The organism is Pseudomonas sp. MAFF 730105 (assembly GCF_055380705.1).
On record NZ_AP018438.1, the window covers coordinates 4053522 to 4066795 of the forward strand.

Below are 13274 nucleotides of genomic sequence, written 5' to 3' on the forward strand. Positions count from 1 at the left end.
AACCTTCTAGATTTGATGTAGAAGCGCGGCAGGGAGGGGATGATTGTAGAACTACTCATCGTTTTATACTACATGACGATCTTTGGTTTATCACGCACTAGAATGGTCTAAAGTAGCCACACGTTTCGAGCTAATTTCGACCATTGCCGATCTGAAAGTGGCGATTCGATCCAAAACGGATCATGCGAAGACGCTCTTTTACCGCTTACTCCAGTTCGTTCGGCGAGCTCGTCAATCAGCGTTTCATGGCTTCACACTCGTTGCGCAAGTCGCTATTGCTGATAGAGCCACAGCTTTCCCCTTTCGTCTTGGCATAGCAAAAAAGGCGCTGGTCGCTGTCGCTAATGCTACCGCAGCTCTCGCCCTTGGTTTCCGCATAGCAGGTATTACGGAGGTCACTGTTGTTGATCATGCCGCAGCTTTGCCCCTTCGTCTTGGCATAGCAATAATTGCGCTGGTCGCTGTCGCTGATGTTACCGCAGCTTTCGCCCTTGGTTTCGGCATAGCAGGTATTACGCAGGTCACTGTCGTTGATAGAGCCACAGCTTTCCCCCTTCGTCTTTGCATAGCAATAATTGCGTTGATCGCTGTCGCTGATGTTGCCGCAACCAGCATAAGCGTATCCACTTAACATCATTAACATTGCAATAATGACCTTCATCTTCCTCTCCATTGATTGCCAGGGCGCCCCCGGCGCTTATTGATCCAAGATAATTCGCGATAAAAGGCTATCATATTGACATCAATCTGTGGATAAGTTCCATGATCGGATATGAGGGCCGTAGCTCCCCAACCTGCATATAGTTGCCGCCCACTGCTTGGCGACGATTCGTTGAAAAGGCACCGGAAATACCGCCTTTCGCGCCACACTCGATTGCGACATGGTGATGCTCAAGGATTTTTCGCCGCTGCTCGCCATCCCCTTGCGCGACGGCTATGACTTGATGGATGTGTTGGCTCGACGCTTGCGGGCACAAGCTAAGGGGTGGAAGAAAACGAGCGCTTAGACGTCATTTTTTTGCCATGAAATGAAAGGGGACTGAAATGAAAGGGGTGGGGGTGAATGAGTCTTGATCTGCACATAGAAGCTGATAGCGTTTTGATGGTTCCGATGCTGAGCATGGCATTGATAAAGGCCGGTGCGATAGAGGTCAATAATCTGAACGGCGCTTTGGTGGCCGTCTTCGCCTCAGGGCTAAGGCTGACAGCAGAAGACGAAACCACTGACTTCACGATATACGCCGAAGACAAGAAAGGGCTTGAATTCAAAGTCGGTTTGCGTTGCAGCATTAGAATCAAAGGTCCTGAACCTGAGGGTCAGTCATCTATGAGCGAATTGGAAAAAATCGCTGAGTCCATTGCTCAAATTTGCTCATCCCTCTTCCTGCTAACCTTCCAGTATGAGAGTACGTTGTACTGGCGGGACGTAATGGGCCTGCATCGTTCCCGGGATTAAGGTCGCCGAGAAATTTGCCCGTCCTGCTATGGGGCGGAAGCAGCCGCTGACCGCTTTTGGGCGATTTCTGCCTGTTGTGAAGGCAGCTTCTGGCCACTTTCTACCACTCGCGAGAGGCTACAGCCGGCCAGAAGCCTGGAGTCGCTCCAGCGCTGCTCGACTGAATCTCGGGCCATCTCATGATTCTCAAAAAAACCACAAACAGCTCACAAAATTTTCATCCGCTTTCGCCAACCCTGTAATCGCTGGCGAAGGGCCAGCTCTCGAAGGCGTTACGTGGTACGCCACCGGAGCCAAACATGAATTTGAGATCGCTCAATATCGCGCGCAGAGCTGCATTCTGCTTCGGTGCTATCACCTTGCTTTTGATCGGGCTGGGAGGCTTCTCCTACGTTCAAGTCGGTCAATTGCGCGCCGCAGAACAAGACATAGAAGAAAAATCACTGCCTAGCATTCAAGTGGTCGATGACATTCAAATTGCACTTCTGCACGCTCGCCTCGAGAGCATCAGAATGCTGGCCAGCACCGATCCCTCAGTCAAAAGCGCGTCGCAAGCCAAAGTACGACAAGCCATGGAGACCCTGCAGTCGCGCAGCGAATACTATCGGCAGAATCTGATTACAAGCGATGAGGACCGCGCGCAGCTCGATGACGCTCAAATCGCGATGAACACCTACATCGATGGATTGAAGCAAGTCATTGCATTGGACACTTCCGACCATGACAAGGCCGTTGCCTTAGCCAACTCCGAGCAGGCAAACCGCGCCACGGCCTATCAAGAAAAACTCACGCTCATGCGCGAGCTGAACGCAAAAGAGACGGAGCAGTCAGGCGCCATTGCAACGGCGGTGTATAGCCATAGCGTCAACGTCCTGATGATTGTGGTAGTCGTCGCGCTGATTCTCACCATCTTCCTCGCTATCGCCTTGACCCGCAGCATTGTCGATCCGATCAATACATCGCTGAAACTGGCTGAAGACATTGCCGAAGGGGATCTGACCCGGCAGCTTGAGGTTACCGGGAAAGATGAAGCATCCCGTCTGATGCAGGCGCTAAACATCATGTCGGAGAAGCTGCGGCGAACTGTCCTGGAGATTTCCGGTGCATCTACGCAACTGAGCACTGCCGCTGTCGAAATGACGTCCATTACTGAAAGCGCTGACCGGACATTGCAGCAACAGAACAGCGAAATCGAGCAAGCCGCTACCGCAGTCAACGAGATGAGTGCGGCCGTTGAAGAAGTGGCCCGCAATGCTACGTCAACCTCTCAGGCAGCCCAGCAGTCGAGCCTGTCGGCAGACTTGGGCAATGAACGTGTGACTGAAACCCTGGCGGCCATGCGCAACCTGACGAGCCTGGTGGAAGGTTCATCCGCACAAGTGCTGGCGCTGGCCGGCCAAGCCCAAGACATCAGCAAAGTGTTGAGCGTCATCCGGGGCATTGCCGAGCAGACCAATCTCTTGGCATTGAACGCCGCCATCGAAGCGGCGCGAGCAGGCGAGCAAGGTCGAGGCTTCGCCGTGGTTGCCGACGAAGTCCGCGCCTTGGCGCATCGTACGCAAACCTCCACCCAGGAAATCGAACAGATGATCGCGGCGATCCAGGCAGGCTCTTCTGCCACGGTGGAGTCGATGCACAAAAGCACCCAGGAGGTGCATAGCACCCGGAAAACTGCCGAAGACGCCGGGCAATCCTTGCAACAAATCACCCATGCCGTACTGGAGATAAACGAACGCAACCTGCAAATCGCAACGGCGTCCGAGCAACAGGCGCATGTAGCACGTGATGTGGATCGAAGCCTGGTCAGTATTCGCGATCTGGCGGTGCAAAGCAGCGAAGGAACCCGTCAAACCCTCATTGCCAGCAACGAGCTGTCGCAACTGGCAGTGAACCTGAACAACCTGGTGCTGCGTTTCAAGACTTGACCACTCGCCGTCTCTCTGGAAGGTCCGGACAGGGGCTTCCAGGGAATCACCGCCTTGGCCCATTTCCAAGCGGGTACTCACCCTTTCCCGGGCTATTTCGCCTTCTTCTTTTTAATGCTTTTCATCCGAGCGGACGCTTTCTGCACGGTGGTGATTTTCTCGGGCCGTTTCATGCTCCGCCATTTGCGTATTTCGTCCCTGGTACGCCCACAACTCACGCACATCTCACTGTTCAACTGACAAAGTGAAACGCAGGGATTTTCAATGTCTTTGGCCATGCTTGTTCCGGAAATAATGGCGAGCGGCTAGTTTCCCAGCGTCCTGTATTCGATCGTGAGATGAGTCACCTCATGGACCGCAACCAACGTGGCACGCACCTCATCGGCAGAAAACCCTCGCGGCCCCTGCACGCTGACGATGGCGGCACGCGCTGCAGGTCCCACCCGCCATACATGCAGGTCGGTTATCTGGAACTGGGCTGCTTGATCAAGGAGCTCCCGGATTTCTTCGGCGACGTGCTCATCCGTCTTATCCAGCAGCACCGACGCGGTATCTTTCATCAGGGACCACGCCCAGCGGGCAATGACGAGCGACCCAACAATCCCCATGAGCGGATCGAGCCATACCCACCCCAGGAACCTGCCGGCCAGCAACGCAACGATGGCCATGACTGACGTGACTGCATCGGCGAGCACGTGGACATAAGCGGAGCGCAGGTTGTTGTCCTGGCCGTGGGAGTGGCCGTGATGGCCATGGGAGTGATCATGGGAATGACCGTGATCATGACCGCCCCCGGCCAGAAGCAAGGCACTGGCAATGTTCACGAACAGTCCGATGACCGCGATCACGGTCGCCGTTGTGAACTGCACCTGGGACGGTTCGAAAAGCCGAAGGACCGATTCGACTCCGATGCCTAACGAAATCAGGCCAAGGATCAACGCGGAGGCGAACCCTCCCAGGTCACCCACCTTGCCGGTACCGAAACTGTAGGCGGAATTCTCCGAATGCTTGCGTGCGTAAGCATATGCCGCCGCCGCGATTCCCAGTGCGCCGGCGTGGGTTGCCATGTGGAAGCCGTCCGCCAGAAGCGCCATCGAGCCGGTGATGTAACCGGCGGCGATCTCGCCCACCATCATCACGACGGTGAGCGTCACCACCCACAATGTGCGCTTGGCATTGGCGTCGTGAGCGGCGCCCAGGAAATTGTGGCTATGAACGGAATGAGTGCTCAAGGTATCTCTCACTTTGAATACCGACGTATGGCTTCGAGCAGTTCCTCTACGCCCTGTGCCCGCTCCTGATCGGTAAGGCCAGGCTTGGCGACATGCTCCCGGGCATGGTCCTCGATGATTTCGTCGAGCAGACCGTTTATCGCCCCACGGGTCGCCGCCACCAGGTGCAAGGTCTTCGCGCAGTCGGCCTCGCCCTCCAGTGCGCGTTCGATTGCCTGTACCTGCCCGGCAATACGCTTCACGCGCTTGAGCAGATCTTCTTTTCCCGCCTGCGCATGCGACATAGCATACCCCCCTACCCTATATTGGCGACGAGCATACCACGTAGACAGGTCTTTCATCAGTTGAGGATCAGACAGCGCAGAACCTGTAGGAGCAAAGCTTGCTCGCGATTGCGGTAAGTCAGTCAGCAGCGATGTTGACTGGTCTGTCGCTATCGCGAGCAAGCATTGCTCCTACAGGTTTGTGGCTTGATTGGGATACCAGGGGAGACGCCGCCCGACAGCGCCGATATCTACAAGCCCGCCGCCTGTGCGATCTGCAACCGCCAGTTCTCGGCGTCCTGCCAGTCGTTGCCAAACGACCAGGTTGTCCAGCAAGGCGTGCCGGAGCCGATCTGAAACTGAATCTGCAAGGTAAAGGTGTGGTGGGTCGTACTGGACGTATAGGTGGTGGAGTTTGACGTGCCTTTGCCGATCTCGCCGCCAAAGTGCGTGCTGCTGACCCTTCGCTCACTGTGGGTGGTATGAGTGTTGGAGGTATGGACGGTCTGGGTTTTCTCGTCGACCCGTACCTGACGGACCACCTGCGGCGCATCGATCAGCGCATGCTGGTAGCCGGACACCTCTGAATAGAGATAGAGCACGGCGGTTTCCGGAAACAGTCCGAGCATGCTCTCGCCGCGAGAGATCCAGCGATACGGCCCCAGGGCCTGTTCGGCAAGGAAGTCCGTGCACGTCTTGTGCAAGACGACGCCGACGTTATCCTGAACACGCTTGAGTTCGCGACTTTCCTTGCGCCATAACAACCCCAGCGGCAGGCTGAAGACCCAGGTCACGCACCAGAGCAGTCCCGCGAGAATCGGGCCACCGAAGTAGTGCCCCTGCGCCACCCATTTGATCAGGAAGTATCCACAGACGAGCCCTTGGACGATCTTGAACGGTTTGAGCACCACGCGCTTGCGCTGCGCCAGGCGCTCTTCGGCGGGAGGGATCAGTTGGCGGGCCTGTTCAACGCTTGGGGAAAGTGGAAAGTGGGTGATTTCAGGGCGGGTAGCGATTTCGCCATGGGACATGTGAAGGGTTCCTGTGACTGCCGTGTCAGTGCCGGAGCGGCGTAAAGCGGGCACTATAGCGACTACTGGACAGGCTGCCCACGCAGGCGTCGGTCAAATGTGCGCTGATTCGCGCTTGCGTAGGTTTCGAGCAACCCCGCCAAAGCCAGGTAGCCAGCCGCCAGGTCATGGGCGTCAAGGCGGGTCAGTGACCTGGACGTTCGACGGGCCTGGACCGCGCTGATCGCTGGATGGGAGGCGGACCGGGAAATCCGTCGGTCGCCCCGTCGTGCGCACTTGCCCACCGATGATTCAGGGTCCAGGTCGCGGGTTTGACGTTGCAGTCGAATCCATTGTCGGCTCAATTGCAGGGCCGTCGAACCAGCCTGCGCAGACTGCTGATCATGTGCCCCCGACAGCGCCTGCAAGGTCACCAATCGGTGCTGCTGCCTTGCCTGCCACTTGAGCAGGTCCATCCGGTGTCCATGACGAAGCAGTCGCCGGGTGTCCTGGAGTATCGCCCTCTTCAGGACGTGCGGGTGGCGGTGGGGTTTTCCCGGCAGTAACAGGAAGGCCAACAGGCATATGGCAAGCGCCACGATCCAGGCGAGAGCCTGGTTGGCGAAGTCGGCGAAGTCGTACCGGGCGGCCAGGCCTGTGCTGACGAGCGTGTTGAAGCCGATCAGATAAGCGATACCTTGCAGGGCATGACGCGGGCGGGTCGTGGCCTGAATCCCCACGGCCCAGAACGCAATCATCACGACCGTGAGCAATGCGAGCCCACTGATGTGTGGCAACACCAGGAACTTGCACGCTGCTGCCGCCACTATTGCGTAGACGGTGCCCTCGAAGAAGCGAGCCAGGCCTTGAGCAGGCGCCGGGCTGGTGGCCAGCAAAGTACAGCACGGTCCCGATACCGCCAGCAACGTTGGCCCTTGGTCCCAGGCAGACAGGTACCAGAAAGCTGCGATTGCCAATGTCGCCAACAGCGCTCGCACGCCGTTACGCAGCGCGTCGCCATAATGTCGGTGAAAACCCACCGCGCGGGCAGGCATCTGACGCCCATGCTCAAGGCTGGCGAAGCTCGACAAGGCGCTGGACAGGTCTGCCAACTGTTCCTTCAGGCGCTGTTGGCTCGTGTTGTTTTCCGGCCATTGCGCAAGGCGGTGTTGCATCTCCCGGACTTCATCGGCCGCCACGCAAAAGCCCGGCAATGCGTCGGCCAACCGTTGCAGGTCCATGCCCGTTCGGGCGAACGAAGGCGAAACAGGCTGATCGGTCGCGCCTTCGTCCAGAACCACGGCATGCAGATACGCCAGCCCTGCCTGCAGGGCCGCAAGCCTGGAACGGATCAGCAAGGACTCACCTCGGCCGATCCCGAGCAGTTCGTCCACCTTGCTGATGTCGATGGCGAGCGGGCGTTGCGCAATCGCCGGATCCGCACTGTGTTCCCCCTTGAATCGCGTGGCCAGCAACCGCACGGTGCGAGAGCAGACGTCGTGGAGGGCCCGGTTCAGTTTGGGCTCGACGGTCTTGCGGCTGAACAAGGTGGCCACCAGGCTCAGGCTCAACACCCCCAGTGCGACCGCCGTGCAGCGCGCCACGATATGATCGAAACCCAACTGCGGCGTGACGATGGCGGGGCCCAGGGCAAGGCAGACCGTGTAGCCAGCGACGACGGCCGCCGTGGCGTGATAGTGCCGAAGCAGGGTCATGGCCCCCACACAGAGACCGAGCCATACCCCGATCCCGAGGATGAGCAGCAACATTTTCTGGGCGAACATGCCGGTCAGGAGCAACGCAACGGCCAGTCCCACCACGGTTCCCAGGACCCGATTGAAACCCTTGCCGACCACCGCGCCTTGAAGCGGATGGATCAGCAGCAGCACCGTCGAAGCCGCCGAGAATGGCGCCTCCAGATGTAACTGGAAGCCCAGCCATAGCGCCAGAGAGGCCGCCGCAAGACTGCGCAACATGTAGCCAGATGCCAGGGGACTCCATGATCCGGCCCATGCGCCGAGCGTTCGCCATGCGCGGCCCTTCACAGGAGCGCCTGAAGCCACTGCGTCAGCCTCCAACGTGGCCCTGCCCCCGTCTCGGCGACCTCGATACTGGCGGTCATCCCGGCTGCCAGCTCCACGTCCGGCGGCACGTGGTCCAGCTCGATCCGTACAGGCACCCGTTGGGCCAGGCGTATCCAGCTGAATGTCGGCGCCACTTGAGGCAAACCATTGTTGCCGCGCTGTTCGTTGCCGTCGGCGATACCCCTGCCCATGCTTGCGACGTGCCCTTCGAGCAACGGCGAAAAGCCCATGAGCTTGATCGACGCCGCAGCGCCCACTCGAATACCCGCCAACTTGGTCTCTTCGAAATAGCCGGTGACCCAGAAGCTATGGCTATCGACCACAAAGATATTGGTGTCACCCGCCGAGGCGTAGTCACCTGGCTGAAGGCGCAGCTGGGTCACGTATCCATCGACCGGTGAGCGAATGGTCGTGCGGTCCAGGTCAAGCCGCGCCTGGGCCAGCTGGCTCTGGGCGGCGTCCAGACGCGCCCTGGCCACCGCCAGATCCCGGGCGGCGTTGTCGATCTCCTCCCGCGCAATGGCATCGCCGAGCTGGTTGCGACGCTTGAGCTGTGCGCTGCGCTGTTCGAAGACACTGCGCGCCTCGGCAAGCTCGGCCGTGCGCTGTTGCTGGGCAAGCAGATAGGCGCTGCGATCGATCTGATACAGCGAAGCGCCCTTGGCGACCCATTGGTTGTCTCCCACGAGCAGTCGTTCAACCTGGCCAGACACCTCGGGGGCGATACGAATGACGTGCGCACTGACCCGCCCGTCCCGCGTCCAGGGTGCCAGCTCATAGGTGCGCCACAACTGCATGCAGAACAGCAGTGCAATCAGGCCGAGCCCAAGGGTTACGAGCATCTTGAGGAAATGATTGATGGTCATCGCGCCGCCCTCAACACTTCAGGACCAGGATCGAGAGGACAATCAGCGACACGAAGAAGCGCGCCATGCTCGGGTGCCAGGTCCAATCCAGCCAATGCCGCATGCTCCGCTCCAGCACGCCGTACACCAGCACTGCGACGCCCAGGTAGAGCAGCAAGGGTGGAAGGTAGAGGTGGGCAATCGTGATTTCGCTCAGCATCGTTGAGTCTCACCGGAGGCAATCACCTTGATGGCCTTGATGACGATGGTAGGGACTGCGAGAACGTGCCGATATTGAGTATGCTGCCAATCTATAATCAAATTCGGACAATCCGGATGGAGTGCCATGGACGAGACGAATCGCTATGCGGTTGATCAGTTCGAACTGGATAGCTTCGACCAGCCCGCCGTCGCGCTGATGTTGGAGAACCAGCGAAACGACACCGAATTTCCCGTGCACACCCATCGCAAGGGCCAACTGGTGGTGGCTTATCACGGGGGCATCGTATGCACCGTAGAGGATGGTGTCTGGATGGTGCCGTCGGGTTTCGGCGTATGGATTCCGGGCGGTATCGCCCATAGCAACCGGGTGACTGCCAACGGCAAGATCGGCTATTTGTTCGTAGAGCCCGGCGCCGCCGCTCTACCGGAGAAATGCTGCACGCTGGTGCTTTCCCCATTGATCCTGGAGTTGATCCTGCACCTGAGCGCACAGGCCCAGGACTATCCGCCCACCTCTGCCAACGCACGCGTGGCGAGCGTACTCCTCGAACAATTGGCGCTGGCCCCTTCGGAACAGCTGTACCTGCCGCTTCCCGCCGCCACGCAATTGCGTTTCATCGCCCGCGGCTTGGCCCAGGACCCGTCGAATCGTTGCACCATGGCCCAGTGGGCACGCCAGGTCGCCATGAGCGAGCGGTCCCTGGCGCGTCTGGTCAAGAGCGAAACAGGGCTGACCTTTGGCCAATGGCGCAAGCAATGGCAAATCATCGTGGCGTTGCAGAGCCTTGCCGAAGGTGAGTCGGTGCAACGAACCGCAGAAGCGCTCGGGTACGAGTCGGTCAGTTCGTTCATCAGCATGTTCCGCAAGACACTGGGCTCGTCGCCGGCGCGTTACATCCGCAGCACCGCGATGCGTTAGCCGGAACCGCGCAAGCCAAGTGCGAACACAGATGCGCCGTGATGCCAGGACGACGCTCCCCTTTCAAGGGAGAGTCCGCTCGCGATGACGTCGGTCCAGCCGGCGATGATATCGGCTGGCACACCCCCCTACGAGCAGACTTGGCCCCACCCAGACCTCACGCCGCCATGTGCTTCTCGCGATAGAACTCAAGATAAAGCACGGTGCGGTGCGCCCGTGAAGCGTTGACGGCGAAGTGGTCGAGGGAGCCGTCGAAGATCACCAGGTTGCCGTTGGTGCTCTGGTTGAAGTTGCCATTGACGTTGAGGTAGGCATAGTTCTGGGTGGTCGGGGCATCGATGGTCAGTTGCATGTGCAACAGGCCTTCTTCCCAAGTGCCGGTGTGCGAGTGGGTGCCAAGGAAAACGTTGGGCTCCATGCGCAGCAAGGCGCAGAGCTTGATGCCGGGGATCTTGCTCAGCAGGTCGATGGTCCCGGGCATGGCGGCGCGGGCATAGGGGATCGGGGTGTCATAGGCGACCAGGCCGTATTGGGTCCATTCCGGCATGACGTCCATGTCATCACCCCAGCCCCAGAGCCAGCCATACTCACCGCCGGCCTCCATGTGCGCGGCCACTTCATCGACGATCTCGGTGATCGACTTGCCCACGCGGTTGATGGTCAGGGTCGGTGCATCGAGGGCCAGGAACTCCTCGCGGATCACTTCCCAATTGTCGGCAAGGTTCTTGAGGTGCGGAAAACGGCTGGAATCATAAAACGACGGGCGCATAGGTGCTCCTTTTGTTGAGGGTTGTCGATTCCGGTGGCGATGAGGGGCGCAGCGGACCAGCCTGAGAAGGTTGACCCAGCGGGCCCGGCCTGTCTGTCACGGGAATCCGGTACAGCATCACAGCGGGTCGACCTGCGGGCCGTCGGCCATCCGCACCACGGCCACTGGCGTGGGCGCTTCGTCCAGGCGACGCATCGGTCCGTAGAGCAGGACACCCAGCGGCAGTAGCGCAAACAGCGCCCCGGCGACCACGAACAGCATCCCCACGCCACGTCCCGGGCCGGTCCCCAGCCAGCGCCCGATCGAATCGGCATACAGTCCGCCAGGCATCAGCGCCGGCTGGAACCAGTGATCGACCAGGAAACCGCCGACGATGACGGCCAGGCTGGTGGCGGCAATGGTCAACATGCTGATCAAGGCAAACACACTGGCGCGGCTGCCGGCGGGAATCCGGCGCATCCACAGCGCATTCACACTGGCGTCGGCGATGCTGGCCATGGTGATCGCCACGAATGCCAGGGCGCAGTAAGCCACCGCCTGCGAGACCATCCCCAGGGCTACGACGCACCCCGCCAGCAACAGGTCGGCCACCGCCACCATTGCCATCAAACGGCGCGGATTGCCCATGGAAATCAACAACCCCGCACCGGCCAAACCACCCAGGGCCGCCCAGGTATAGGCCATGCCCAGGACCTGGCTGCCCAGGGTCGACAACAGCAACGGCGTCATCATCAAGGTCGCCAGGGCCAACAGCGCGCTGCGCATCATGGTGTACACCAGCAGCCCGGCCATCAGCCGCTCGGCGACGAAGAACTTCAGCGCCGCGGCGACATTGCCCAGGGCTCCGCCGAACACCGTGCCCTTGGCCAGCGCGTCGTGATGGGCCGCTGGCGGCCGCACATGGGAAAACGCCTTGATCACCAGCAGCGTGCCGGAACAGAACGTCACCAGGTCCACCGCCAGGATCGTCACCAGCCCGGCCTTCGCCATGATCGCCCCGGCCAAGAGGGGCGCCACCAGGGCCGAAGCGTTCTTGCTGATGCTGATCAATCCCGAGGCCCGGGTGAACTTATCCGGGGCGACAATCGTGCTGACAGCCGCCTGGTAGGCCGGCTTGCGGAAGGCACTGACAATCGATGCCAGGCAATTGAAGATGTACAGGTGCAACGGCTCCAGACGCTCGAACCAGAGCAACGCCATGACGCCCAGCAGCAGCACCGCCAGGCTGACATCGCAACAGACAATGATGACCCGGTGGCTGATCCGGTCCGCCAGCCCTCCCGCCAGTGGCAGGAACAGTACCGCCGGCAAGGTGGCCGCCAGTACCACGTTGGCGAACGCCACCGCCGAACCGGTGTGGGTGTACACCCAGACGCCGAGGGCGAACTCCATCAGTGCCGTGCCGATGACCGCCAGAGACTCGCCACACCAGAGGAAATAGAAACCCCGTCCCAGATCGAAGCCCTTGCGGTCGCTCACCAGGCTCATGTGCGCACATCGCGGGACGTGGCGACATCGACCAGCTTGCTCATCAACCGGTAGACCATGGAGTACGCCACCGCACCCACCACCAGGGGCGCGTAGCGGGAAAACAGGTAGTTGCGCAGCACCCGTCTGGCGATGGGCGAGCTGATGTTGCCGCTGACATGCAGAGGTGTCGGGAACGTGGCCGCGACCGTGGCGCCAAATGCGTCGTCCATGGACTGGACCGCATGCCACCAGTAGACCGGGATGTACAACGCATCACCCGGCTCCACCACCGTGCGCAGGGCACGCAGGTCCCGCGTCCCGGGAAAACGCCCGGTATCGATGTCGTACAGGTAGCCCGCTTCCTCGATCACCGGCCGCAACGCCCGCCAACTGGTTTCGTCCGGCGGCAGCAGCAGGACTTCCTTGGCCCCGACCACCTGGGCCATGAACGTCTCGTCGGTGACATGGAAATGCCAATCGGTGTAGGAGTTGCGGTACAGGAAACTGCGATGGGGAGGATAGGCCCGGGTCTTGCCCAACTGAGGCATGAACGGCAGGCCACCGACGTCCTCCTTCAGCCGCTCGATGGCCGAGCCTTCGGAGAAACGGCAACTGTCGGCCACCAGCGGCGAATCGCCCTCGCCCAGGCTGTCGAGGAACTCATGGAACGGCATGTCCCGGTAGACCGTGTTCGCATACTCGGTCAGCTCGGCCTTGACCTTGGGATTGGACCAGCCGATGACCTCCGAGACGATCTGCGAACGAACCACCACGGCACTGTTGTGGGAGTGAGCCTTGAGGTAGTCCAGGCGATTCCACTTATGGAAGGCCGGCCAGTGCCGCACGGCATTCTTGATCAGGCAGGGCCGGTTGCGATTGACGTAGCGGCGGGTGAAATCCTCTTTGGAAATCGCCAGCGCATCGATCACTTCGACCGCCCCTGCCTGCGGGTGATTGGGAAAACGGGACAGGCTCCAGAACTTGGAAACCGGACGCTCCGATTCGGCGATCAGTGACATGTTCAACCCTCGCAAACTCACTCAGGGTCGTTGGTATAACAGACTCGCGCGACCACGCCC

15 protein-coding genes are annotated in these 13274 nt (G+C 60.0%); 4 read left to right on the forward strand and 11 right to left on the reverse strand.

The genetic code is table 11. The features are described from left to right. Positions 1-235: 235 nt before the first annotated feature. Positions 236-661: a hypothetical protein gene (locus PCOSP_RS17340; RefSeq protein ID WP_464709141.1), complete on the reverse strand. Its 426-nt coding sequence runs from the start codon at positions 659-661 to the stop codon at positions 236-238. A gap of 220 nt (positions 662-881) precedes the next feature. Here PCOSP_RS17340 and PCOSP_RS17345 point away from each other — a divergent pair, with 220 nt between their 5' ends. From PCOSP_RS17345 to PCOSP_RS17355, 3 genes are all read left to right on the forward strand, one after another. Further along, a complete protein-coding gene (locus tag PCOSP_RS17345; RefSeq protein ID WP_464709142.1) occupies positions 882-1007 on the forward strand; it encodes a hypothetical protein in 126 nt (41 codons plus the stop codon). Positions 1008-1063: 56 nt separating this feature from the next. Then, entirely contained in the window at positions 1064-1456 is a 393-nt protein-coding gene (locus PCOSP_RS17350) for a hypothetical protein (RefSeq protein WP_464709143.1), read from the forward strand. 299 nt (positions 1457-1755) lie between these two features. Beyond that, positions 1756-3381 (forward strand): methyl-accepting chemotaxis protein, encoded by a 1626-nt coding sequence (locus tag PCOSP_RS17355; protein ID WP_175364035.1) that lies wholly within the window; start codon positions 1756-1758, stop codon positions 3379-3381. Between the two features lie 92 nt (positions 3382-3473). Here the strand turns inward: PCOSP_RS17355 and PCOSP_RS17360 are convergent, their stop codons facing one another. From PCOSP_RS17360 to PCOSP_RS17390, 7 genes are all read right to left on the reverse strand, one after another. Further along, complete coding sequence (locus tag PCOSP_RS17360) at positions 3474-3659, reverse strand: DUF1289 domain-containing protein (protein ID WP_175364036.1); 186 nt, start codon at positions 3657-3659, stop codon at positions 3474-3476. A 27-nt stretch (positions 3660-3686) separates the two neighbouring features. Further along, the gene (dmeF, locus tag PCOSP_RS17365) at positions 3687-4613 is read right to left on the reverse strand and encodes a CDF family Co(II)/Ni(II) efflux transporter DmeF (protein ID WP_464709145.1); all 927 of its coding nucleotides are present in this window, start codon (positions 4611-4613) and stop codon (positions 3687-3689) included. Positions 4614-4621: 8 nt separating this feature from the next. Beyond that, the gene (locus PCOSP_RS17370) at positions 4622-4897 is read right to left on the reverse strand and encodes a metal/formaldehyde-sensitive transcriptional repressor (protein ID WP_139650336.1); all 276 of its coding nucleotides are present in this window, start codon (positions 4895-4897) and stop codon (positions 4622-4624) included. Positions 4898-5127: 230 nt separating this feature from the next. Continuing rightward, entirely contained in the window at positions 5128-5907 is a 780-nt protein-coding gene (locus PCOSP_RS17375) for a hypothetical protein (protein WP_464709146.1), read from the reverse strand. Between the two features lie 62 nt (positions 5908-5969). Next, positions 5970-7862, reverse strand: a complete 1893-nt coding sequence (locus PCOSP_RS17380) for an FUSC family protein (RefSeq protein ID WP_464709147.1) — start codon at positions 7860-7862, stop codon at positions 5970-5972. A 65-nt stretch (positions 7863-7927) separates the two neighbouring features. Continuing rightward, positions 7928-8836, reverse strand: coding sequence for an efflux RND transporter periplasmic adaptor subunit (locus PCOSP_RS17385; protein WP_464709149.1), 909 nt, complete (start codon positions 8834-8836; stop codon positions 7928-7930). A 10-nt stretch (positions 8837-8846) separates the two neighbouring features. Beyond that, a complete protein-coding gene (locus PCOSP_RS17390) occupies positions 8847-9035 on the reverse strand; it encodes a DUF1656 domain-containing protein (RefSeq protein ID WP_139650340.1) in 189 nt (62 codons plus the stop codon). Positions 9036-9161: 126 nt separating this feature from the next. On the opposite strand from PCOSP_RS17390, the gene PCOSP_RS17395 reads away from it, so the two are divergent. Further along, a complete protein-coding gene (locus PCOSP_RS17395) occupies positions 9162-9956 on the forward strand; it encodes an AraC family transcriptional regulator (protein WP_464709151.1) in 795 nt (264 codons plus the stop codon). Between the two features lie 157 nt (positions 9957-10113). On the opposite strand, the gene PCOSP_RS17400 is transcribed toward PCOSP_RS17395, so the two are convergent. From PCOSP_RS17400 to PCOSP_RS17410, 3 genes are all read right to left on the reverse strand, one after another. After that, positions 10114-10725, reverse strand: coding sequence for an aspartyl/asparaginyl beta-hydroxylase domain-containing protein (locus PCOSP_RS17400; protein ID WP_024780235.1), 612 nt, complete (start codon positions 10723-10725; stop codon positions 10114-10116). 117 nt (positions 10726-10842) lie between these two features. Continuing rightward, a complete protein-coding gene (locus PCOSP_RS17405; RefSeq protein WP_139650342.1) occupies positions 10843-12213 on the reverse strand; it encodes an MFS transporter in 1371 nt (456 codons plus the stop codon). Next, entirely contained in the window at positions 12210-13214 is a 1005-nt protein-coding gene (locus tag PCOSP_RS17410) for a cupin-like domain-containing protein (RefSeq protein WP_139650343.1), read from the reverse strand. The genes PCOSP_RS17405 and PCOSP_RS17410 overlap by 4 nt, the downstream gene beginning before the upstream one ends. Positions 13215-13274 lie beyond the last annotated feature (60 nt).

What these genes read in the sequence shown, in the direction of transcription:
- PCOSP_RS17340 (WP_464709141.1), bottom strand. Translation starts at nt 661, where the DNA reads ATGAAGGTCATTATTGCAATGTTAATGATGTTAAGTGGATACGCTTAT.
- PCOSP_RS17345 (WP_464709142.1), top strand. Translation starts at nt 882, where the DNA reads ATGGTGATGCTCAAGGATTTTTCGCCGCTGCTCGCCATCCCCTTGCGC.
- PCOSP_RS17350 (WP_464709143.1), top strand. Translation starts at nt 1,064, where the DNA reads ATGAGTCTTGATCTGCACATAGAAGCTGATAGCGTTTTGATGGTTCCG.
- PCOSP_RS17355 (WP_175364035.1), top strand. Translation starts at nt 1,756, where the DNA reads ATGAATTTGAGATCGCTCAATATCGCGCGCAGAGCTGCATTCTGCTTC.
- PCOSP_RS17360 (WP_175364036.1), bottom strand. Translation starts at nt 3,659, where the DNA reads ATGGCCAAAGACATTGAAAATCCCTGCGTTTCACTTTGTCAGTTGAAC.
- PCOSP_RS17370 (WP_139650336.1), bottom strand. Translation starts at nt 4,897, where the DNA reads ATGTCGCATGCGCAGGCGGGAAAAGAAGATCTGCTCAAGCGCGTGAAG.
- PCOSP_RS17375 (WP_464709146.1), bottom strand. Translation starts at nt 5,907, where the DNA reads ATGTCCCATGGCGAAATCGCTACCCGCCCTGAAATCACCCACTTTCCA.
- PCOSP_RS17380 (WP_464709147.1), bottom strand. Translation starts at nt 7,862, where the DNA reads ATGTTGCGCAGTCTTGCGGCGGCCTCTCTGGCGCTATGGCTGGGCTTC.
- PCOSP_RS17385 (WP_464709149.1), bottom strand. Translation starts at nt 8,836, where the DNA reads ATGACCATCAATCATTTCCTCAAGATGCTCGTAACCCTTGGGCTCGGC.
- PCOSP_RS17390 (WP_139650340.1), bottom strand. Translation starts at nt 9,035, where the DNA reads ATGCTGAGCGAAATCACGATTGCCCACCTCTACCTTCCACCCTTGCTG.
- PCOSP_RS17395 (WP_464709151.1), top strand. Translation starts at nt 9,162, where the DNA reads ATGGACGAGACGAATCGCTATGCGGTTGATCAGTTCGAACTGGATAGC.
- PCOSP_RS17400 (WP_024780235.1), bottom strand. Translation starts at nt 10,725, where the DNA reads ATGCGCCCGTCGTTTTATGATTCCAGCCGTTTTCCGCACCTCAAGAAC.
- PCOSP_RS17405 (WP_139650342.1), bottom strand. Translation starts at nt 12,213, where the DNA reads ATGAGCCTGGTGAGCGACCGCAAGGGCTTCGATCTGGGACGGGGTTTC.
- PCOSP_RS17410 (WP_139650343.1), bottom strand. Translation starts at nt 13,214, where the DNA reads ATGTCACTGATCGCCGAATCGGAGCGTCCGGTTTCCAAGTTCTGGAGC.